The sequence below is a fragment of the Streptomyces avidinii genome (assembly GCF_045161815.1).
Lineage (GTDB): Bacteria > Actinomycetota > Actinomycetes > Streptomycetales > Streptomycetaceae > Streptomyces > Streptomyces avidinii.
Window position 1 is genome coordinate 7,136,107 of sequence record NZ_CP108863.1, and the last position, 17,573, is coordinate 7,153,679.

General features: G+C 73.4%; 14 protein-coding genes. 6 read left to right on the top strand and 8 right to left on the bottom strand.

The annotated features are described in order from the left end of the window. The first annotated feature begins 16 nt into the window (after window positions 1-16). Window positions 17-1,186, top strand: a complete 1,170-nt coding sequence (locus OG373_RS32285) for an exonuclease SbcCD subunit D (RefSeq protein ID WP_405441905.1) — start codon at window positions 17-19, stop codon at window positions 1,184-1,186. Continuing rightward, window positions 1,183-4,194 carry an AAA family ATPase gene (locus OG373_RS32290; RefSeq protein ID WP_405441907.1) on the top strand — a complete coding sequence of 1,004 codons (3,012 nt, stop codon included), beginning with the start codon at window positions 1,183-1,185 and terminating at the stop codon, window positions 4,192-4,194. Before OG373_RS32285 ends, OG373_RS32290 begins: the two co-directional genes overlap by 4 nt. Here the strand turns inward: OG373_RS32290 and OG373_RS32295 are convergent. Continuing rightward, window positions 4,184-4,630 carry an Lrp/AsnC family transcriptional regulator gene (locus tag OG373_RS32295; RefSeq protein WP_405441909.1) on the bottom strand — a complete coding sequence of 149 codons (447 nt, stop codon included), beginning with the start codon at window positions 4,628-4,630 and terminating at the stop codon, window positions 4,184-4,186. The two genes, OG373_RS32290 and OG373_RS32295, sit on opposite strands and share 11 nt — an antisense overlap. 94 nt (window positions 4,631-4,724) lie before the next feature. On the opposite strand from OG373_RS32295, the gene OG373_RS32300 reads away from it, so the two are divergent. Continuing rightward, window positions 4,725-5,243 carry a rhodanese-like domain-containing protein gene (locus OG373_RS32300; RefSeq protein ID WP_405441911.1) on the top strand — a complete coding sequence of 173 codons (519 nt, stop codon included), beginning with the start codon at window positions 4,725-4,727 and terminating at the stop codon, window positions 5,241-5,243. Between the two features lie 117 nt (window positions 5,244-5,360). Here the strand turns inward: OG373_RS32300 and OG373_RS32305 are convergent, their stop codons facing one another. From OG373_RS32305 to OG373_RS32320, 4 genes are all read right to left on the bottom strand, one after another. Continuing rightward, the gene (locus OG373_RS32305; RefSeq protein WP_405441913.1) at window positions 5,361-7,064 is read right to left on the bottom strand and encodes a DUF885 domain-containing protein; all 1,704 of its coding nucleotides are present in this window, start codon (window positions 7,062-7,064) and stop codon (window positions 5,361-5,363) included. A gap of 310 nt (window positions 7,065-7,374) precedes the next feature. Then, on the bottom strand, window positions 7,375-8,811 hold the full coding sequence (locus OG373_RS32310; RefSeq protein ID WP_405441915.1) for a GNAT family N-acetyltransferase: 1,437 nt from the start codon (window positions 8,809-8,811) through the stop codon (window positions 7,375-7,377). A gap of 136 nt (window positions 8,812-8,947) precedes the next feature. Further along, a complete protein-coding gene (locus tag OG373_RS32315; RefSeq protein ID WP_405441917.1) occupies window positions 8,948-10,516 on the bottom strand; it encodes an alkaline phosphatase D family protein in 1,569 nt (522 codons plus the stop codon). Window positions 10,517-10,664: 148 nt separating this feature from the next. Then, complete coding sequence (locus OG373_RS32320; RefSeq protein ID WP_405441919.1) at window positions 10,665-11,516, bottom strand: alpha/beta fold hydrolase; 852 nt, start codon at window positions 11,514-11,516, stop codon at window positions 10,665-10,667. Between the two features lie 286 nt (window positions 11,517-11,802). Here OG373_RS32320 and OG373_RS32325 point away from each other — a divergent pair, with 286 nt between their 5' ends. Further along, a complete protein-coding gene (locus OG373_RS32325) occupies window positions 11,803-12,573 on the top strand; it encodes a GntR family transcriptional regulator (RefSeq protein ID WP_030388175.1) in 771 nt (256 codons plus the stop codon). A gap of 76 nt (window positions 12,574-12,649) precedes the next feature. Here the strand turns inward: OG373_RS32325 and OG373_RS32330 are convergent, their stop codons facing one another. The 3 genes from OG373_RS32330 to OG373_RS32340 all read right to left on the bottom strand — a co-directional run bounded on the left by OG373_RS32330 (window position 12,650) and on the right by OG373_RS32340 (window position 15,732). Beyond that, window positions 12,650-13,804, bottom strand: coding sequence for an ROK family transcriptional regulator (locus OG373_RS32330; RefSeq protein ID WP_397734247.1), 1,155 nt, complete (start codon window positions 13,802-13,804; stop codon window positions 12,650-12,652). A gap of 100 nt (window positions 13,805-13,904) precedes the next feature. Next, window positions 13,905-14,555, bottom strand: a complete 651-nt coding sequence (locus OG373_RS32335; protein ID WP_327261352.1) for a response regulator transcription factor — start codon at window positions 14,553-14,555, stop codon at window positions 13,905-13,907. A gap of 4 nt (window positions 14,556-14,559) precedes the next feature. Next, a complete protein-coding gene (locus tag OG373_RS32340) occupies window positions 14,560-15,732 on the bottom strand; it encodes a sensor histidine kinase (protein WP_405441922.1) in 1,173 nt (390 codons plus the stop codon). Window positions 15,733-15,840: 108 nt separating this feature from the next. On the opposite strand from OG373_RS32340, the gene OG373_RS32345 reads away from it, so the two are divergent. After that, the gene (locus tag OG373_RS32345) at window positions 15,841-16,752 is read left to right on the top strand and encodes an ABC transporter ATP-binding protein (RefSeq protein WP_405441923.1); all 912 of its coding nucleotides are present in this window, start codon (window positions 15,841-15,843) and stop codon (window positions 16,750-16,752) included. Between the two features lie 37 nt (window positions 16,753-16,789). Further along, window positions 16,790-17,539 (top strand): ABC transporter permease, encoded by a 750-nt coding sequence (locus tag OG373_RS32350; protein WP_405441925.1) that lies wholly within the window; start codon window positions 16,790-16,792, stop codon window positions 17,537-17,539. Window positions 17,540-17,573: the final 34 nt, after the last annotated feature.

Consider the following 17,573-nt stretch of genomic DNA (forward strand, 5'->3'; position numbering starts at 1 on the left):
GCGGCGGGGCCGGCGAGTGAAGTTCCTGCACACCTCCGACTGGCACCTCGGCCGGGCCTTCCACCGGGTCAACCTGCTCGGCGCCCAGGCGGTCTTCATCGACCACCTCATCGAGACCGTCCGCGCGCACGAGGTCGACGCCGTCCTCGTCGCCGGTGACGTCTACGACCGGGCCGTGCCCCCACTGCCCGCCGTGGCGCTTTTCGACCACGCCCTGCACCGCCTCGCCGACCTCGGTGTGCCCACCGTGATGATCTCCGGCAACCACGACTCCGCCCGCCGGCTCGGCGTCGGCGCCGGGCTGATCGACCGGGCGGGGATCCACCTGCGGACCGATCCCGCCGGCTGCGCGGACCCCGTCGTACTGGCCGACGTACACGGTGACGTGGCGCTGTACGGCCTGCCGTACCTGGAGCCCGCCCTGGTCAAGGACGAGTTCAGCGCGGAGAAGGTGAGCCACGAGGCGGTCCTCGGCGCCGCCATGGACCGGATCCGCGCCGACCTGGCCGCCCGCGCGCCCGGCACCCGCTCGATCGTCCTCGCGCACGCCTTCGTCACGGGCGGGCAGGCCAGCGACAGCGAACGCGACATCACCGTCGGCGGCGTCGAGGCCGTGCCCGCCTCCGTCTTCGACGGGGTGGACTACGCCGCCCTCGGCCACCTCCACGGCTGCCAGACCATCAACGAACGGGTCCGCTACTGCGGTTCCCCGCTCGCCTACTCCTTCTCCGAGGCCGACCACCGCAAGACCATGTGGCTGATCGAGCTGGGCGCGCAGGGCGAGGTCGCCGCCGCCGAGCGCATCGACACCCCGGTACCGCGCGCCCTCGCCCGGCTCCGCGGACGGCTGGAGGACCTGCTGGAGGACCCGGCGCACCAGGAGCACGAGGACGCCTGGGTCGAGGCCACCCTCACCGACCCGGTCCGGCCCGACGACCCCATGGCCCGCCTCGCCGCCCGCTTCCCGCACACCCTCACCCTCGCCTTCGACCCCGAGGGCCGCCAGGAGGAGACCGGCGCCTCCTACGCCCAGCGGCTGCGCGGCCGCACCGACCAGGAGATCGCCGAGGACTTCGTCACCCACGTGCGCGGCGGCGGTCACCCGGACGAGGCCGAACGGGCCGTCCTCCAGGGCGCCTTCGACGACGTACGGGCCGACGACAGCCACCGGGAGACCCACCGATGAGGCTGCACCGGCTGGCCGTCACCGCCTTCGGGCCGTTCGCCGAGCCCCAGGAGATCGACTTCGACGCGCTGTCCGCCGCAGGGATCTTCCTGCTCCACGGACCCACCGGCGCGGGGAAGACCTCCGTGCTCGACGCCGTCTGCTACGCGCTGTACGGCTCCGTGCCCGGCCCCCGCCAGGCCCCCGGCACCAGCCTGCGCAGCGACCACGCCGCCGCCCACGTTCCGACCGAGGTCACCCTCGAACTCACCGCGGGCGGCCGCCGACTGGAGATCACCCGCCGCCCCGAGCAGGAGCGCCCGAAGAAGCGGGGTACGGGCACCACCAAGGACAAGGCCCAGAGCTGGCTGCGCGAGCACACCGGCGAGGGCTGGGACCCGCTCAGCCGCTCCCACCAGGAGATCGGCGAGGAGATCGAGCAGCTGCTCGGCATGAGCCGCGAGCAGTTCTGCCAGGTCGTGCTGCTGCCGCAGGGAGAGTTCGCACGGTTCCTGCGCGCCGACGAGGCGGCCCGCGGCCGCCTGCTCGGCCGGCTCTTCGACACCCGCCGATTCGCCGCCGTCGAGGCCCTGCTCGGCGAGCGCCGCCGGGCCGCCGAGGCGAAGGTCCGGGCCGGCGACGAGAAGGTGCTCCACACCGCCCAGCGGCTCGCCCAGGCCGCCGGGGACAGCGCCGACCTGCGGGCCTGGCCCATGCCCGGACACCAGCCGGGCGACCCCGGGCTCGCCGGGGCCGTCCGGGAGTGGGCGGCCGTGGCGCGGTGCGCCGCCCGCGAGCGCCTCGACGTCGCCGAGTACGCGCTGGCCGCCGTCGAGGGCCGGCACGCCGCCGCACGGCGGGCCGCCGAGGACGCGCGGGAGCTCGACCGGCTGCAGCGCCGGCACGCGGAGACCCTCCGCCGGGCCGCCGTGCTCGCCGAGGCCGAACCCGAGCGGGACCGGGTGCGCGGCCTGCTGGACCGCGCCCGGCGGGGCGCCCTGGTGGCCCCCGCCCTGGAGCTGCGCGGCGCCGCTTCCGCCGCACACCTCGCCGCCGCGCACGCCGAGACCTCCGCCCGGGCGCAGCTTCCGCCCACGCTGAAGGAGGCGGGCACCGAGCAGCTGGCCGACGTCGAGCAGCGGCTGCGCGAGGCACTGGGCGCCCTCGGCGCGGCGCAGCGGGCCGAGCAGCGCAGCGCCGAGATCGGCCGCGAACGCGCCGACCTGGAACGGGAGTCCCGGGCCGCCGAGGAACAGCACCAGGAGTCCGCCGAGTGGCTGGAGCGCTGGGAGGCGACCCGGACCGAGCTGCAGGAACGCGTGGACGCCGCCCAGCAGGCCGCGACCCTGGCCGAACAGCTCGCCGGCCGGCTCGAACCCGCCCGCATGCAGCTGAACTCCGCCCGCCGACGCGACGAGCTCGATGCCGAGGCCGAGCGGGCCGCGGGTGAACTGCTCACCCTGCGCGAGGAATCGGCCGCCGCCCGGGAGCGCTGGCTGGAGCTCAAGGAGGCCCGGCTGCGCGGAATCGCCGCCGAGCTCGCCGAGGCCCTGGTGGCGGGGGAGGCCTGCACCGTGTGCGGGTCCGCGGAGCACCCCGCTCCGGCCCGCCCGGCCCCCGGCCACGTGGACCGCGCGGCGGAGGACGCCGCCCACGCCCTCTTCGAACGGGCCGAGCAGGCCAGGACCGCCGTCGAGCGCAGGCTCGCCGCCGCGCAGGAGGCCCGCGCCGAGGCCGCGGCCGCGGCCGGGCAGGCGACCACCGCCGAACTGCTCGCCCAGACCGCCGACCTGAGCGCCCGTCATGCCGCCGCACACGCATCGGCCGCCGGGCTGCACGCCGCCCGTGAGCAGCTGGCCCGGGCCGAGCGGGAGCACACCGCACGCAGCGCGGACCGGCAGGGCGCCGAGACCCGGGCCGCCGCCAGGGCCTCCCGGCGCGAGGCCCTGGACCGCGAACAGGCCGGGCTGGAGTCCGAACTCGCCCTCGTACGGGACGGCGCGCCCACGGTCGCGGCCCGCGCCCGGACCCTGGAGGACCGGGTCCGCATGGTCTCCGGCGCGGCCACCTCGCTGCGCCGGGCCGAGAGCACTGCCGCCCGGCTGAAGGAGGCCGACGACCAGCTCGCCGACGCCGCCTTCAAGGCCGGTTTCGATACCATCGAGGCCGCCGCCGACGCGGTGCTCCCCGAGTACGAACGCACCGCGCTCCAACACCGGCTGGACGCCTGGCAGACGGAGGAGGCCCTGCTGGCGGACCGCCGCCGCGAGACCGGCGCCGCCGAAGCGGCAGCCCTGCCTCCGGCCGCACCGGAGGCGGCCGAGGCGTACGCCGCCTCGGCCGCGGCGAAGCTTCGTACGGCGGGGTCGGCCGCCGACGCGGCCCGGGTGCGCTGCACGGAGCTGGACCGGCTCTCCCGGCAGGCCGAGCAGGAACTGCGCGCCCTCGGCCCGCTGCGCGAGGCCTATGACCGGGTCGCCCGGCTGGCCGGACTCACCGCGGGCACCTCCGCCGACAACGAGCGCAGGATGCGCCTGGAGGCGTACGTCCTGGCCGCCCGCCTGGAGCAGGTGGCCGCCGCGGCGACGGTACGGCTGCTGCGCATGTCCGGCGGCCGCTACACCCTCGTGCACTCCGACACCCGGTCGAGCGGGCGGGGGCGCTCGGGCCTCGGGCTGCACGTGGTCGACTCCTGGACCGGCAGCGAGCGGGACACCGCCACGCTGTCGGGCGGCGAGACCTTCTTCGCCTCGCTCGCCCTGGCCCTGGGGCTCGCGGACGTGGTCACCGACGAGGCCGGCGGCATGCGCCTCGACACCCTCTTCATCGACGAGGGCTTCGGCAGCCTTGACGACCAGTCCCTGGACGAGGTGCTGGACGTCCTGGACTCGCTGCGCGAGCGGGACCGCAGCGTCGGCATCGTCAGCCACGTCGCCGACCTGCGGACCCGGGTCCAGGCCCAGCTGGAGATCGTCAAGCAGCGCGGCGGCTCCGTGGTCCGCCACCGGACGGCGGCGCTCACGGACTGAGCGGCCTGCGGGGCAGCGGCGAGGAGTAGACGATGCTCGTCGTCACCGGCCCCAGGCCCGAGATCCGGCCCGTGACCTCCTCCAGATGCGCCATCGAGCGGGTGGCGACCTTGAGGACGAAGCAGTCGTCGCCGGTCACGTGATGGGCCTCCAGGATCTCGGGAGTGGACTCCAGCAGGTCGTGGAACGGCTTGTAGTTGCCGTGCGGGTAGCGCAGCCGCACCAGCGCGAGGATCGTCTTGCCGAGCTTCTCCGGGTCCACCACCGCCGTGTAGCCGGTGATGATCCCGACCTCCTCCAGCCGCCGGACCCGTTCGGTGACGGCGCTCGCGGACATGGACACGGCGCGGGCGAGCTCCGTGAAACTGGCCCGCCCGTCCCGCTGGAGGGCTTCGAGGATCCGCCAGTCGGTGGCGTCAGGGGAATAGTCGGTCATGGGGCAGGTCTAGCAGGGGATTCCCCGGTCGGACAAGGAAAAGGCCGGGGAAATCCACTTCCGGCCGTGATCGACGGATCGTAGATTTTTGGCCATGACGACGACGCAGAATGTCTCCTCCGCCGCCTCCGCCGCCACCAACCCCGTGCTTCGCGTGCCGCCGGCCTCTCCGGCCGCGGCAGCCGCGTACTTCGCCGCGAGCCTGGCCTTCCACGCGGACGTTTCGGATGTCGCCGCAGCCTTCCGGGCCCACCGAGAGCGGGGCGCCGAGCTGGGCTTCCAGCTCGTCGACTCCCGCTCCACCCCGTCCTGGGACCAGGCCCACGTGCCCGGCGCCGTCCACCTGCCCACCGCGCTCATCCCCGAGCAGGCCGAGCGGCTCCTGGACAAGGCCATCCCCGTGGTGACGTACTGCTGGGGCCCCGGCTGCAACGGCGGCACCCGCTCGGCCCTGGCGCTGGCCGAACTGGGCTTCCAGGTCAAGGAGATGCTCGGCGGCATCGAGTACTGGATCCGCGAGGGCTTCGAGGTCGAGACCTGGCAGGGGCACCGGCAGCGTGCCGAGGCCGACCCGCTGACCTCGCCGACCGACTCGGACGACTGCGGCTGCTGAGGCGCCCGCCACGCGGACGGGCCGCTCGTCCCCCGGGGGATGAGCGGCCCGTCCGTCGTCCGCGGCCCGTCGTCCGTGGCCCGTCGTCCGCCCAGGGACGACGGACGCCGCGCGCCGTCAGAGCTTCGACAGCTCGTCCACCAGGTCGTCCAGCCCCAGCGAACCCTGCGACAGCGCCGCCATGTGCCAGGCCTTCAGGTCGAAGGAATCGCCGTGCGCGGCCCTGGCGTTGTCCCGGCCCAGCAGCCAGGCGCGCTCGCCCAGCTTGTAGCCGATCGCCTGGCCCGGCATCGACAGGTAGCGGGTCAGCTCGCTCTCGACGAAGTCGGCCGGGCGGCCGCTGTGCAGGCCGAAGAACTCCTGCGCCAGGTCCACCGTCCAGGTCTCGCCCGGGTGGAACGGCGAGTCCGCCGGGATCTGCAGGCCCACGTGCATGCCGATGTCCACGATGACCCGCGCCGCGCGCATCATCTGGCAGTCCAGGTAGCCGAGGCGCTGCTCCGCGTCCTTGAGGTAGCCCAGCTCGTCCATGAGGCGCTCCGCGTACAGCGCCCAGCCCTCGGCATTGGCGCTGACCATGCCGACGGTGGCCTGGTAGCGGGAGAGCTGGTCCGCCACGTGCGTCCACTGCGCGAGCTGCAGGTGGTGGCCCGGCACGCCCTCGTGGTACCAGGTGGACACCAGGTCGTACACCGGGAAGCGGGTCAGACCCATGGTGGGCAGCCAGGTGCGGCCCGGGCGGGAGAAGTCCTCCGAGGGAGAGGTGTAGTACGGGGCCGCGGGGCCGCCCGGCGGGGCGATGCGGGACTCCACCTTGCGGACCCGCTCGGCGAGTTCGAAGTGGGTGCCGTCGAGGTTCTCGATGACCTCGTCCATCAGGCCCTGGAGCCAGGCCTGGACCTCGTCCACGCCCTCGATGTGGGCGCCGTGCTCGTCGAGGTGCTTCAGCACCTCCCAGGGGCCGGCGCCCGGGAGGATCTTGGCCGCCTCGGACTTCATCTCGGCGAGCAGGCGGTGGTACTCCGACCAGCCGTAGGCGTACGCCTCGTCCAGGTCCAGGTCCGTACCGTTGAAGAAGCGGGACCAGCGGGCGTAGCGCTCGCGGCCCACGGTGTCCGGCCTGCCCTCGACGGCGGGGGCGTACACCGAGGTCATCCAGTCGCGCAGGTCGACGACCGCGGCGGTCGCAGCGGCGGCCGCGGCGTCCAGCTCGGCGCGCAGGGAGTCCGGACCGGCGGCGGCGAAGCCCTCGAAGAACGGCGCCTCGCCGCCGTCCTGACCGGCCCAGGTGGTGAGCTGACCGATCATGGTGGTGGTGGCGCGGGGGCCGCCGTACAGGCCGCGCTCCAGGCCGAGTCCGAGGCTCTCGCGGTAGCCGTCGAAGGCGGCCGGTACGGCGCGCAGGCGCTCGGCGATCGCCGCCCAGTCCTCGTCGGTGTCGGCGGGGGTCAGGGAGAAGATCTCGCGGACGGAGTGCGCGGGGCTGTGGATGTTGCTGACCGCGCACAGGTCCTCGTCGGCCTCGTGGACGGCGAGCTCGGCGGTGAGGCGCTCGCGCAGCAGCCGGGCGCAACGGCGCTCGGCGTCGCTGTCGGCGCCGGGCGCGGACTCGGCGGCGTCGAGGCGCGCGAGGGTCTCACGGGCGAGCTCGGCGACGGCCGCGCGGCCCGCCGGGGAGAAGTCCGGGAGCTTGCTCGAACTCGCGGCGACACCGAGGTAGGTGCCCGTGATCGGGTCGAGGGCGATGAGGTCGTCGACGTACGCGTCGGCCACCTGGCGGGGCAGCCGGGGTGCGCTGCCGTTGTGGAGGATCTCTGACATGCGGCCATCTTCGTATGTGGGATGTGTTCCCGTCATCACCCATGGGCGTCAGCCTGTTGACGCGGGCCGGAGCGGGTGCGGCGGCGCATGCGGAGTTCGCTCAACCGGCTTTGTGCGCAAGCGACTTCGGGCCCATGGGGGAGGATCCGGCGGGGGCGGGCGCGTGCAGTTTGGCCGGATCCCGCCGTTCGCGGGAGCCCGGGGGATCCCGTGGACGGCGGGATCCGCGGGGTCTCCCGCGATCCCGCCGGGTGCCGAGGGATCCGCCCGAGCCGGGACCCGCGGCGGGTCCCGGCTCCGGGCGGAGCGCTCAGCGGCGGCGCTGCGGAGCCGGCTGTTCCTGCGGCAGCTCGCGGGGAAGGCCGTACGGCGGCCGGGAGCCGACCGGGGTCGCGTCCAGCCGGGCCGTGATCACCAGGGTGCCCTCCTCGATCTGGTAGTCGAGCGGGAGGCCGAGGCCGCGCATGGCGGCGACCATGCCGGTGTTGGCGGCCTGGGTGACGGCGTACACGCTGTCGCACCCGGCCTCGACGGCCATCGAGATGAGTCGGCGCAGCAGCTCGGAACCGATGCCGCGGCGCTGCCAGTCGTCCTCGATGAGCAGCGCGACCTCGGTCTCGTCGCCGTCCCACAGCAGGTGGCCGAGGGCCACGAGCTTCCCGGAGGCGGTGGTCGCCGCGAGGGTGCGGCCGAAGCGGGGGCTGAGCAGGTGGCCGAGATAGCGGTCGGCGTCGGCGACGGGGCCGTGGTAGCGCAGCGACAGGGTGCGGTCCGAGCAGCGGTCGTGCATGGCACGGGCCGCCGCCAGGTCGGAGCCGTCGGCGCGGCGCACGGTGATCTCGTTGCCCTCGGGCAGGGTCAACACGTCCTGGCTGCGCGGGACGCGCGGGCCGAGCCGGGCGTCGAGTTCGACGAGGGCCCGGGCCCGGGCGAACTCGGTCGGGGTGAACGGGAGGTAGGGCCGCTCCACGGTGATCGCGCCGCCGGAGGGGTCGCGCAGCCGCATGACCGTGGCCTCCAGGACACCCTCGACCGGGGCGTCCGCACCGGCGTTGGGACGGCCGGAGAGGGTGGTCGCCGGGATCGAGTGGATCGTGCAGCGGCCGAGCAACTGGCGCAGGGCGAGGGGCAGCTCGGCGGCGTCCAGGGCGGTGCGGGTGGCCAGGCCCAGGACCCGGGTGGGAGTGTCGACGAGGTCGTGGGCGTCGGCGCGCTCGATCCAGGTGCTGTGGCCACCGGCCCGGGAGATGGCGCGGGAAAGGTCGGCCGAGGGCAGTTCCTGCGGGGCGCGCAGCAGGAACTCGTCGACCGTGCCGCCCTCGGGGAGCGGGTGCGTCTGGAGGGTCAGGATGTCGACGCTGTTGCGGGCGAGGGCGGTGCAGAGCGCGGCCAGGGAGCCCGGCTCGTCCCGTACGGTCGTGCGCATCCGCCAGAGCGCGGTGCTGCTGGCGGTCGCGCTCGTGCCCGAGGTGGCGGTCGCCGGCGGCACCTGATCGCTGGGCGCTGTGCTCTGCGGCGGCGGCGCATGACTGTGGCGCCGTGCCCACCAGGTGTGGAAGGCCGCCGTCACCAGAAGTGCGACGGCCGATGCGATGAGCATGATCGGGCCCCTCGGGCCGTGCACGACCAGATTGGCGATGGCGTCGGCGACCGCGACGGCGCAGAACAGTGCGGCGAGTTCGACGATGTCGCGGCGCCAGTGGTGACGGTGGGGACGCTGGGCGGGGGCGAGGTTACGGTCAGTCATGCACACCACTGTGGCGCAGGGGTGTTGCGTGATCACGAACGATCTGTGACCGACTGGTTAAGTGTCCATCTGGCCGATTTCACCCAGTTTTCCGGGCCATTTCCGGATTACGGGTCGGTCCGGCGTCTTTTCGGCCCTACTGGCCCACGCGACCGGGCTGGAGGGTCCGGGTGAAGAGTACGTCGCCTCCCTGGCGGCGCAACCGGACGGTGAGCTCCCCGCTGCCGCCGTCGATGTCTACCTCGCCGTAGTACGGGGGGTTCTCCGAGGGCGACATGTTGGCGAAGGGGGCCGACTGTACGTAGGCGGTCTCCGGACCGAAGGTGGCGTCGAGGCGCCCGGCCGGGAAGCCGCCGGCACCGATCGGGCCGGACACGAACTCCCAGAACGGCGCGAAGTCGGTGAAGGCCGCCCGCTCGGGCGCGTAGTGGTTCGCGGCGGTGTAGTGCACGTCGGCCGTGACCCACATGGTGCCCGTGATGCGCTGGTGCTTGACGTGCCGCAGGAGTTCGGCGATCTGGAGCTCGCGGCCCAGCGGAGCGCCCGGGTCCCCCTGGGCGACGGCCTCGAAGTTCGTGGCGCCGTCGGGTACGACGATGCCCAGCGGCATGTCGGCGGCGATCACCTTCCAGGTCGCGCGGGAGCGGGAGAGCTCGCGCTTGAGCCAGGCCAGCTGCTCGGCGCCGAGGATGCCGATGGGGTCCTCGGCCCGGGTGCCGGGGGAATTGGCATTGCGGTAGGTGCGCATGTCGAGCACGAAGACGTCGAGCAGCGGGCCGTACCGCATCACGCGGTACATCCGGCCCTCGGCGCGGCCGCCGCGCAGGTCGGTCACGGGGAAGTACTCCCCGAAGGCCTGGCGGGCGCGGGCGGCGAGGGTGTCGGCCTCCTTGACGGTGTAGCGGGGGTCGTCGATCAGCTGGCCGGGGTACCAGTTGTTGCGCACCTCGTGGTCGTCCCACTGGGCGAGGACCGGAACCTGGGCGTTGAAGCCGAGCAGGCTGCGATCGAGCAGGTTGTAGCGGAAGTTCCCGCGGAACTCGGCGAGGGTCTCGGCGACCTTCGCCTTCTCCTCGGTGGTGACGTTGCGCCAGACGGTGCCGTCGCGGAGGGGAGCGGTGGCGTTGATCGGCCCGTCGGCGTAGATCGTGTCCCCGCTGAAGAGGAAGAAGTCGGGGTTGCGCAGCCGCATCTCCTCGAAGACGCGGTAGCCGCCGAGATCGGGGTTGATGCCCCAGCCCTGGCCCGCCAGGTCGCCGGACCACAGGAAGCGCACGTCGTGGCGGCGGGAGACGGGGGTGGTGCGGAAGGTGCCGTGGACCGGAGAGGAGCTGCGGCGGGGGTCGTCGGGGTCGGTCAGGACGACCCGGTAGTGGATCTGCCGGCCGGGCGGCAGGTCGCGCAGGACGGTGGTCCCGGTGAAGTCGCTCGACGGGCCGAGGAGCGGGCCGCGGTGGCGGCGTACGGCGTAGCGGAACGCCTCGCTCGGGGAGGTCTCGACGTACATCCGCGCCAGGCGGTCGGAACGGGTCCACACGGTGGCCGAGTGGGCGGTGATCTCGCCGGACTGGACGCCCCAGAGCGCATGGGGCCGGCCGGAGCGGGCGAAGGCGGGGGCCGCGAGGGCCGGCGCGGCGATCAGCGCGGAGGACAGGGCGAGGGATCCGCCGATGAGGGACCGTCGGGTGTGCGGGATCGATGCCATCGGTACGTCTCCTGGGGCCGGCGAGGACGGGTCGGACCAGCGTGCCGTCGCACACCGGCCCGGCCGCGTCTCCCACGCGAACCGCGGATGAACAGCCGTCAGCCGCTCATTCGTTCATCTGTCCGGGCATTTCGGCCGGTTCTGCCGTTCAGGCGACCGCGAGCCGTGCGCTGCGGGCCGTGTCCAGCACCACCCGGGAGACAAGCGCCGGATCGTCGTTCATCGGGACGTGACCGCAGCCCGGGAGCCGTACCAGCCGGGCGCCGGGGACGGTGTGCTTGGCGCGGATGCCCTGACGGCGCAGCAGCAGGCGGTCGCGGGTGCCCCAGGCGATGGTGACCGGCAGGCCGGGCACGTCGTCGGTGAACCGTACGGAACCGCCCGCGGCCAGCGTGTCCTCGAAGCCGGTGGCGTCGCGCAGGGCGAGGGTCTCGGCGACGACGGCCTCGGCCGGGCGGCGGGACGGGCGGGCGTAGATGGTGCCGGTGAGCGCGGCGCGGCCGGCGGCGGTGCGGGAGAGCCGCCGCACGGCGGGCAGGGGGAGCGCCCTGGCGCCGGCGCGCATGGCGAGGAGCGTGGCGAATGCGTAGCGGCGCTCGCCCTCGGTCCAGAAACCGGCGGGGGAGAGGGCGGTGACCGAGCGGACGAGGTTGCTCCGGCCCATTTCGAGGGCGAGCAGGCCGCCGAGCGAATTGCCCGCGACGTGCGGACGCTCGACGCCGAGGGCGGTGCAGAGCGCCCCGAGGGCCGGGGCCACGGTTCCGAGGGAGTACGGGACGCCCTTGGGCAGGGGCTCCGAGGCGCCGAAGCCGGGCAGGTCGACGGCGATCACGTCGTGCTCGGCGGCCAGGATGTCGATCACCGGGTGCCAGGCCTGAAGGTGATGGCCGATGCCGTGGAGCAGGAGGAGCGGTTCGCCGGCGCCCTTGCGCTCGTAGGCGACGGTGGCGGTGCGGGGGCCGAGCGGCGAATCGATCGTGAAGGAGACCGTGGCGGTCATGCTGCTCCTCGTCGTTGGCGCGTGCGAGACAGGATGTCAGTAGTGCCTACCGCCATGATTACCGTCCGGTAGCCCTTGACTACAAGCCTTCTGTGCCATCGAGAACATCCCATGAACGGCTTGATACGTATGCCCGTTCTGCCCGGCAAAGGTACGAGCATTGGTCTTGACCAAGGGGGTGCGCCGTCCTATCGTCGCAGGGATAGTGCAGGAACCTTTAATAAACAAAGGCGCGGAACTGCCGCTGAAACACACGGCGAGTGCGGCGATGGCAGGAGGAGTCAGGGTGGGGACCACGCAGCTCGAAACGGCGCCGGAGCCGAAGTACTGGCACCTCAAGACCGTCCTCAGCGAGGCGCTCGACCAGGACTTCGCCGTCGGCGAGGTGCTGCCCAACGAGCGTGAGCTCGCGGCCCGCTTCGGAGTCGCCCGCGCGACCCTGCGCCAGGCACTGGAACAGCTGGAACTCGAGGGCCGGCTCCAGCGTCGCCGTGGCGTCGGCACCACCGTCGCCCCGCCGCGCGTCGGCGTCGCCGTCGGCAGCGCGCAGCACAGCTGGCCCGGCGAGAGCGTCGACGGCTGGGAGCCGCTGGACGCGGCCGAGACCCTGCCGACGCCCGCCGTGCTCAAACTCCTCGGTACCGGTGGCGCCTTCGCCGCCGACCAGCCGGTGCACACCGTGCGCCGGACCCGGGTCACCCACGGCCAGGCCGTCGCCGCCGAACTGCTCTACGTGCCGGCCGCCTCCGTGCCGGGACTGCCCGCCATCGAGGCCCCGGCCGGGCCGGCCCGTGCCCGTGCCGTCCTGCGCGAGCTGCAGCGGCTGGTGCTCGACGGCCAGGACCGCTCGGTGGAGCTCGGCTCCGCCCGCGCCGACGACGCCAAGGAACTGGACCGCCTGCCCGGCGCCCCGGTACTTCTGGTCACCACGCGCTACTTCACCACCGCGGGCACCGCGGCGGTCTCGGTGGCCACCTACCGCGCCGACACCTGCCGCCTCACCTTCGGCGACTCGGGCAACGTCGAGATCACCCACGAGCCGCGCGTCGCCTCCTGAACACGCGGAACGGCCCGGCCCCGCACTTGCGGGGGCCGGGCCGTTCCGCGTCGTACGGGGCGCCGGAGGCGCGGGGTCAGCGGCGGGCGGTGACCGTCTTCTCCACCGCGAAGAGCTCCTCCTCGACGTGGTCCAGCGCCAGCCGCAGAGCGCCGGTGGCCACCGCGGCCTCGCCGAGCATGGACTGGGCCACCCTCGGCGGGCGCAGGCAGTAGCGCTCCAGCTCCTGGCGGAGCGGCTCCAGCACCCCGTCCAGGCCGGCCGCCCAGCCGCCGACGACCACCAGCTCCGGATCCATCGCCAGGACCAGCGCCGCCACGTCGTGCACCAGCCGCTGCAGGAACCGCTCCACGGCGGCCACCGCCCGCTCGTCGCCCCGCTTGGCCATGGCGAAGACCTCGGCGACGGCGGGTTCGTCCAGCGGATGCAGGGGCTCCCCGGTGGTCGACAGCAGTCGCTCCGGCGTGACCTCGCGGCCCAGCAGGTGCAGGGCGCCGATCTCGCCCGCCGCGCCGCCGAAGCCACGGTGCAGTCGGCCACCGATCAGCGAGCCCGCGCCGGGGCTGAGCCCCGCCATCACGAACACCATGTCGCCGGTGTCCCGCGCGGCCCCCTTCCAGTGCTCGGCGACTGCCGCCGCATTGGCGTCGTTCTCCACCTGGACGGGGCAGCGGAACGAGCGCCGCAGCCGTTCCCCGAGCGCCAGCCCGGTCCAGCCGGGCAGCGCGGTGCCGAGGCGGACCGTGCCGTCCGCCTCCACGATCCCCGGGCTGCCGACCCCGACGGCCCGCAGGGAGTCCCGTGGCACCCCGGCGCGGCGCAGCAGATCGGCGACGGCCGCCCGTACCCGCTCCAGCCGCTCATCGGCGGACGCCGTCTCAGCGACGTCCTTGGTGCCGGCCCCGATGACCCGGCCGTCCAGCCCGGACAGCAGCACCGCGATCCGGTGCGCGCCGATCTCGATGCCGAGCAGATGCCCCGCCTCGGTCCGGAAGCGGAAGCGCCTGGCCGGGCGGCCCTGCCGCCGCGCGCCCTCTTCCGCGTCCGCCTCGACGACGAGCCCGGTCCCGATCAGCCCCTCCACCACGCCCTCCACGGTCGGCCGGGAGAGCCCCGTCAGCCGTGTGAGGTCGGTGAGAGTCGGCGATCCGGCCGTCCGCAGTGCGCGCAGCACCACGGCGGAATTGATTCGCCGGAGCAGAGAGGGGTCCCCGCCGGTCAGCTGCCCCAACGTGTGTCCTCCCAGCTGGCGAGCTTGTCAGCCGGATCGTACTGCCCGCCCGGTGCGTCGGCGAGAAGCAGCCCCCCATCGGCCGGAAGCAGCCCTTCCCTCAGGCGGGCGAGACGAACCCCGACTCGTACGCCGTGATCACCGCCTGCGTCCGGTCCCGCGCCCCCAGCTTCCCCAGGATGGCGCTGACGTGGGACTTGACGGTCTCCGTGCCGATGATCAGCTCGGCGGCGATTTCCACGTTGGTGAGACCCCGCGCCATCAGCCGCAGAACGGCCTCCTCCCGCTCGGTCAGGGCCGCCCGTTCCAGCACCGCCCGGGCCTGCCGGTTCCCGTACTCCGCGGCCAGGGCCCGCACGGCCGCCGGGAAGAGCAGCGTCTCGCCCTCCGCCACCAGCCGTACCGCGTGCACGATCTCCGAAGGCCGGGCCCGCTTCAGCAGGAAGCCGTCCGCTCCCGCCCGCAGCGCCTGGTAGACGTACTCGTCGTTCTCGAAGGTGGTCACCACGAGGATCTTCGGCGGGGAGTCCACGGTCCGCAGCACCGCCCGGGTCGCCTCGATCCCGTCGAGGAGCGGCATCCGCACGTCCATGGCCACCACATCCGGCCGCAACTGCCGGACCAGCGGGATCACGGAGGCGCCGTCGGCTGCCTCACCCACCACTTCGATGTCGGGCTGGGCATCCAGGACGGCGCGCAGACCCGCGCGTACCAGGGGTTCGTCGTCGACGAGCAGTACGGTAACCGGCATCCGGTCAGCGTATTCGCTCCAGCGGCAGCCGGGCGCGCACCCTCCAACCCCCCTCGTACAGCCCGGTCTCGGCCTCCCCGCCGAGCAGCGCGGCCCGCTCGCGGATCCCGCGCAGCCCGCTGCCGCCGCCGGGCGTGACACCGGGGCGCTCCGGCAGCGGGTTCGTCACCTCCAGGTCCAGCCCGGCCGAGGTCATCTCCACCCGGACGCGCACCGGGACGGGGCCGCAGTGCCGCAGGACGTTGGTCAGCGACTCCTGCAGGATCCGGTACCCCTCCCGGGTGACCGGGCCCGGCAATTTCGCCAGCTCACCCGTCAGTTGTGCGTCCACCGCGGAGCCGGAGGCCCGGGCCGACTCCAGCAGCCGGTCGGCCTCCGCGAGCGTCGGCCACTGAGACGGGGGCGGCCCCGACTCGCGCAGCACCCCCAACACCCGCTCCAGATCCTCCAGCGCGGCCCGGCCCGTCTCCTCGATCGCGCACAGCGCACGCTCCGTGAAGGCGGGATCGCCCGCAGCACGCGCCGCCCCCGCCTGCACTACAGCCACGGTGAGCGCATGCCCGATGGAGTCGTGCAGCTCCCGAGCGATCCGGGTGCGCTCCAGCAGCTGCTCCGTACGTGCCTCGAGCGCCGTCAGCCGCTCCGCCGCGGACGGGCTGAGCAGGCGGGTGGCGACCGTGGTGATCAACTCGCCGAGCAGGGACACCACGACGATGAGCAGCACCAGCGGCACGGGCACGAGCAACGCGGCGGCCCAGCGTTCGGGCACGAACGGAAGGAAGTCGGCGCCCATGGGATGCCCGACCGCGATCGCGACGAGCTCCACGGCGATCGTGGGCAGCCAGACGGAGGCGCCGACCGCACCGACCGCGATGACCATCCGCGCCTCCAGCCAGAGCACGGTGCGCCAGCGGTCCCCCCAATGGGCCGACGGAGCCAGGCTTATGGCGCTGTCCGAGGGGTCGCGGTCGTACGGCGTGAGCAGGAACTGTGCCTGAAGGCCCTCTGCCAGCCGCACCCAGGGCACCAGCCCGAAGGGCAGGATGAGCAGCAGGGGCCCCCATGGCCACTCGGGCATGATGAACATCCATATGCCCAGCAGCAGCAGAGGCACGCACAGATGCAACCAGCGTGAATAGGTCACTGGTTGAAACGGGGCTCGCAGCAGTCGGTACATGACCCCATGGTGACAGTGCCCTGCTCAGGGCCGTCTCCCCCACGTGGGGGAGACGGCACCCTCGCATGGGGGAGGGAAGGGGGTGGGGCCGGCGGCGAGTCTTGAGCCATGAACAGCATCGAGATCCGAGAACTCACCAAGCGATACGGCACCCACCGTGCGGTGGACGGCCTCACCTTCGATGTCCTGCCCGGGCGGGTCACCGGATTCCTCGGCCCGAACGGTGCGGGGAAGTCCACGACGATGCGCCTGCTCCTGGGACTGGACCGGCCCACGTCCGGCACGGCCACCATCGGCGGCCGGCACTACCTGGACCTGCCGGACCCGCTGCACCGGGTCGGTGTCCTCCTGGACGCCCAGGCGGCGCACGGCGGGCGCACCGCCCGTGACCACCTCCGCCTGCTCGCCGCGGCCGGCCGGGTCCCCCGCAACCGCGTGGACGAGGTACTGGAGCAGACCGGCATAGCCTCCGTCGCCGAGCGGCGGATCAAGTCCTTCTCCCTCGGCATGCGCCAGCGCCTCGGCATCGCTGCCGCACTGCTGGGCGACCCCGGAGTGCTCCTGCTGGACGAGCCCACCAACGGCCTGGACCCCGAGGGCATCATCTGGATCCGCGAGCTGATGCGTTCCCTCGCGGCCGAAGGACGCGCGGTCCTCGTCTCCAGCCACCTGATGTCGGAGACCTCGGCGTTTGCCGACCACCTGGTCGTCCTCGGCAACGGCAAGCTGCTGGCGGACACCTCGATGGAGGAGTTCATCGACGCCCGCAGCACCCCGAGGGTGCGCCTGCGCACCTCCGACCCGGTCCGGCTGCGGGCCGCGCTGGCCCGGGACGGCTTCGAGCTGGTGACCTCCGACGACGGGCGATGGACCGTCGACGGCATACAGGCCGAGCAGCTCGGCGGCCTGGCCGCCCGCGAAGGGGTTCCCCTGCTGGAACTCTCAGACGAGCGAGCCTCCCTGGAGCAGGCGTACCTCGACCTCACCGCCGATCACGTGCAGTTCACCGCAACCCACTGACCTTTCACCCGCTCCCGCACCCTCAGGAGGCTTCGCCATGAGCGCCGCTCTGCCCACAACCGCCGTACTGCACTCGGAATGGATCAAGATCCGGTCCCTCCGGGGCACCTTCTGGTCGCTGATATCCATCCTCGTCGCCACCGTGGGCATCCAGGCGCTGACGGCCGCCGCACTGGGTCAGGCCGAGGAGGGAAGCATGGGGGAGGATCCGCTCCTCGCGGCCTTCTACGGACTCAACTTCGGCCAGATAGCGGCCATCGCCTTCGGCGCGACCGCCTTCTCCGCCGAGTTCCACAACGGAGCCCTGCGCACCAGCCTCACCGCCGTGCCGGACCGCACCCGGTTCTACCTGTCGAAGATGTCGATGCTGGGCGCACTCGCGCTCGTCACCGGCCAGCTCGCCGGACTGCTGACCTTCGTGGCCGGACAGACGTTCATGGGGGAGTACGCCCTTGACCTGGGCGACCCCGGTGCCGTGCGCGCCGTCGTCGGCTGCGGCCTCTACCTGACGCTCATGACGCTGTTCGCGGCCGGACTCACGGCGGTCCTGCGCAGCGGGGTGGCCGTCCTGAGCATCCTCATACCCTTCGTCGTCATGGTGTCCTTCATCGTCGGCTCGGCGGCGAGCGGGGTGGGCCAGTTCATGCCGGACCGGGCGGGACAGGCCATGATGCGCAGTCAGTCGTACGGCGACCTGGGCCCGTGGGCCGGACTGGGAGTGCTGGCGCTGTGGGCGGGCGTCGCGGTGCTGGGAGGCTGGCTGGCGGTGCGCCGCCGGGACGCGTGACGTCGGGCCAGTTGTCAGTGGCCCTCGGGATACT

Excerpts from the sequence above, each read along its gene's own strand:
- OG373_RS32290 (WP_405441907.1), top strand. The coding sequence starts at position 1,183 with ATGAGGCTGCACCGGCTGGCCGTCACCGCCTTCGGGCCGTTCGCCGAG.
- OG373_RS32295 (WP_405441909.1), bottom strand. The coding sequence starts at position 4,630 with ATGACCGACTATTCCCCTGACGCCACCGACTGGCGGATCCTCGAAGCC.
- OG373_RS32300 (WP_405441911.1), top strand. The coding sequence starts at position 4,725 with ATGACGACGACGCAGAATGTCTCCTCCGCCGCCTCCGCCGCCACCAAC.
- OG373_RS32305 (WP_405441913.1), bottom strand. The coding sequence starts at position 7,064 with ATGTCAGAGATCCTCCACAACGGCAGCGCACCCCGGCTGCCCCGCCAG.
- OG373_RS32310 (WP_405441915.1), bottom strand. The coding sequence starts at position 8,811 with ATGACTGACCGTAACCTCGCCCCCGCCCAGCGTCCCCACCGTCACCAC.
- OG373_RS32315 (WP_405441917.1), bottom strand. The coding sequence starts at position 10,516 with ATGGCATCGATCCCGCACACCCGACGGTCCCTCATCGGCGGATCCCTC.
- OG373_RS32320 (WP_405441919.1), bottom strand. The coding sequence starts at position 11,516 with ATGACCGCCACGGTCTCCTTCACGATCGATTCGCCGCTCGGCCCCCGC.
- OG373_RS32335 (WP_327261352.1), bottom strand. The coding sequence starts at position 14,555 with ATGCCGGTTACCGTACTGCTCGTCGACGACGAACCCCTGGTACGCGCG.
- OG373_RS32340 (WP_405441922.1), bottom strand. The coding sequence starts at position 15,732 with ATGTACCGACTGCTGCGAGCCCCGTTTCAACCAGTGACCTATTCACGC.
- OG373_RS32345 (WP_405441923.1), top strand. The coding sequence starts at position 15,841 with ATGAACAGCATCGAGATCCGAGAACTCACCAAGCGATACGGCACCCAC.
- OG373_RS32350 (WP_405441925.1), top strand. The coding sequence starts at position 16,790 with ATGAGCGCCGCTCTGCCCACAACCGCCGTACTGCACTCGGAATGGATC.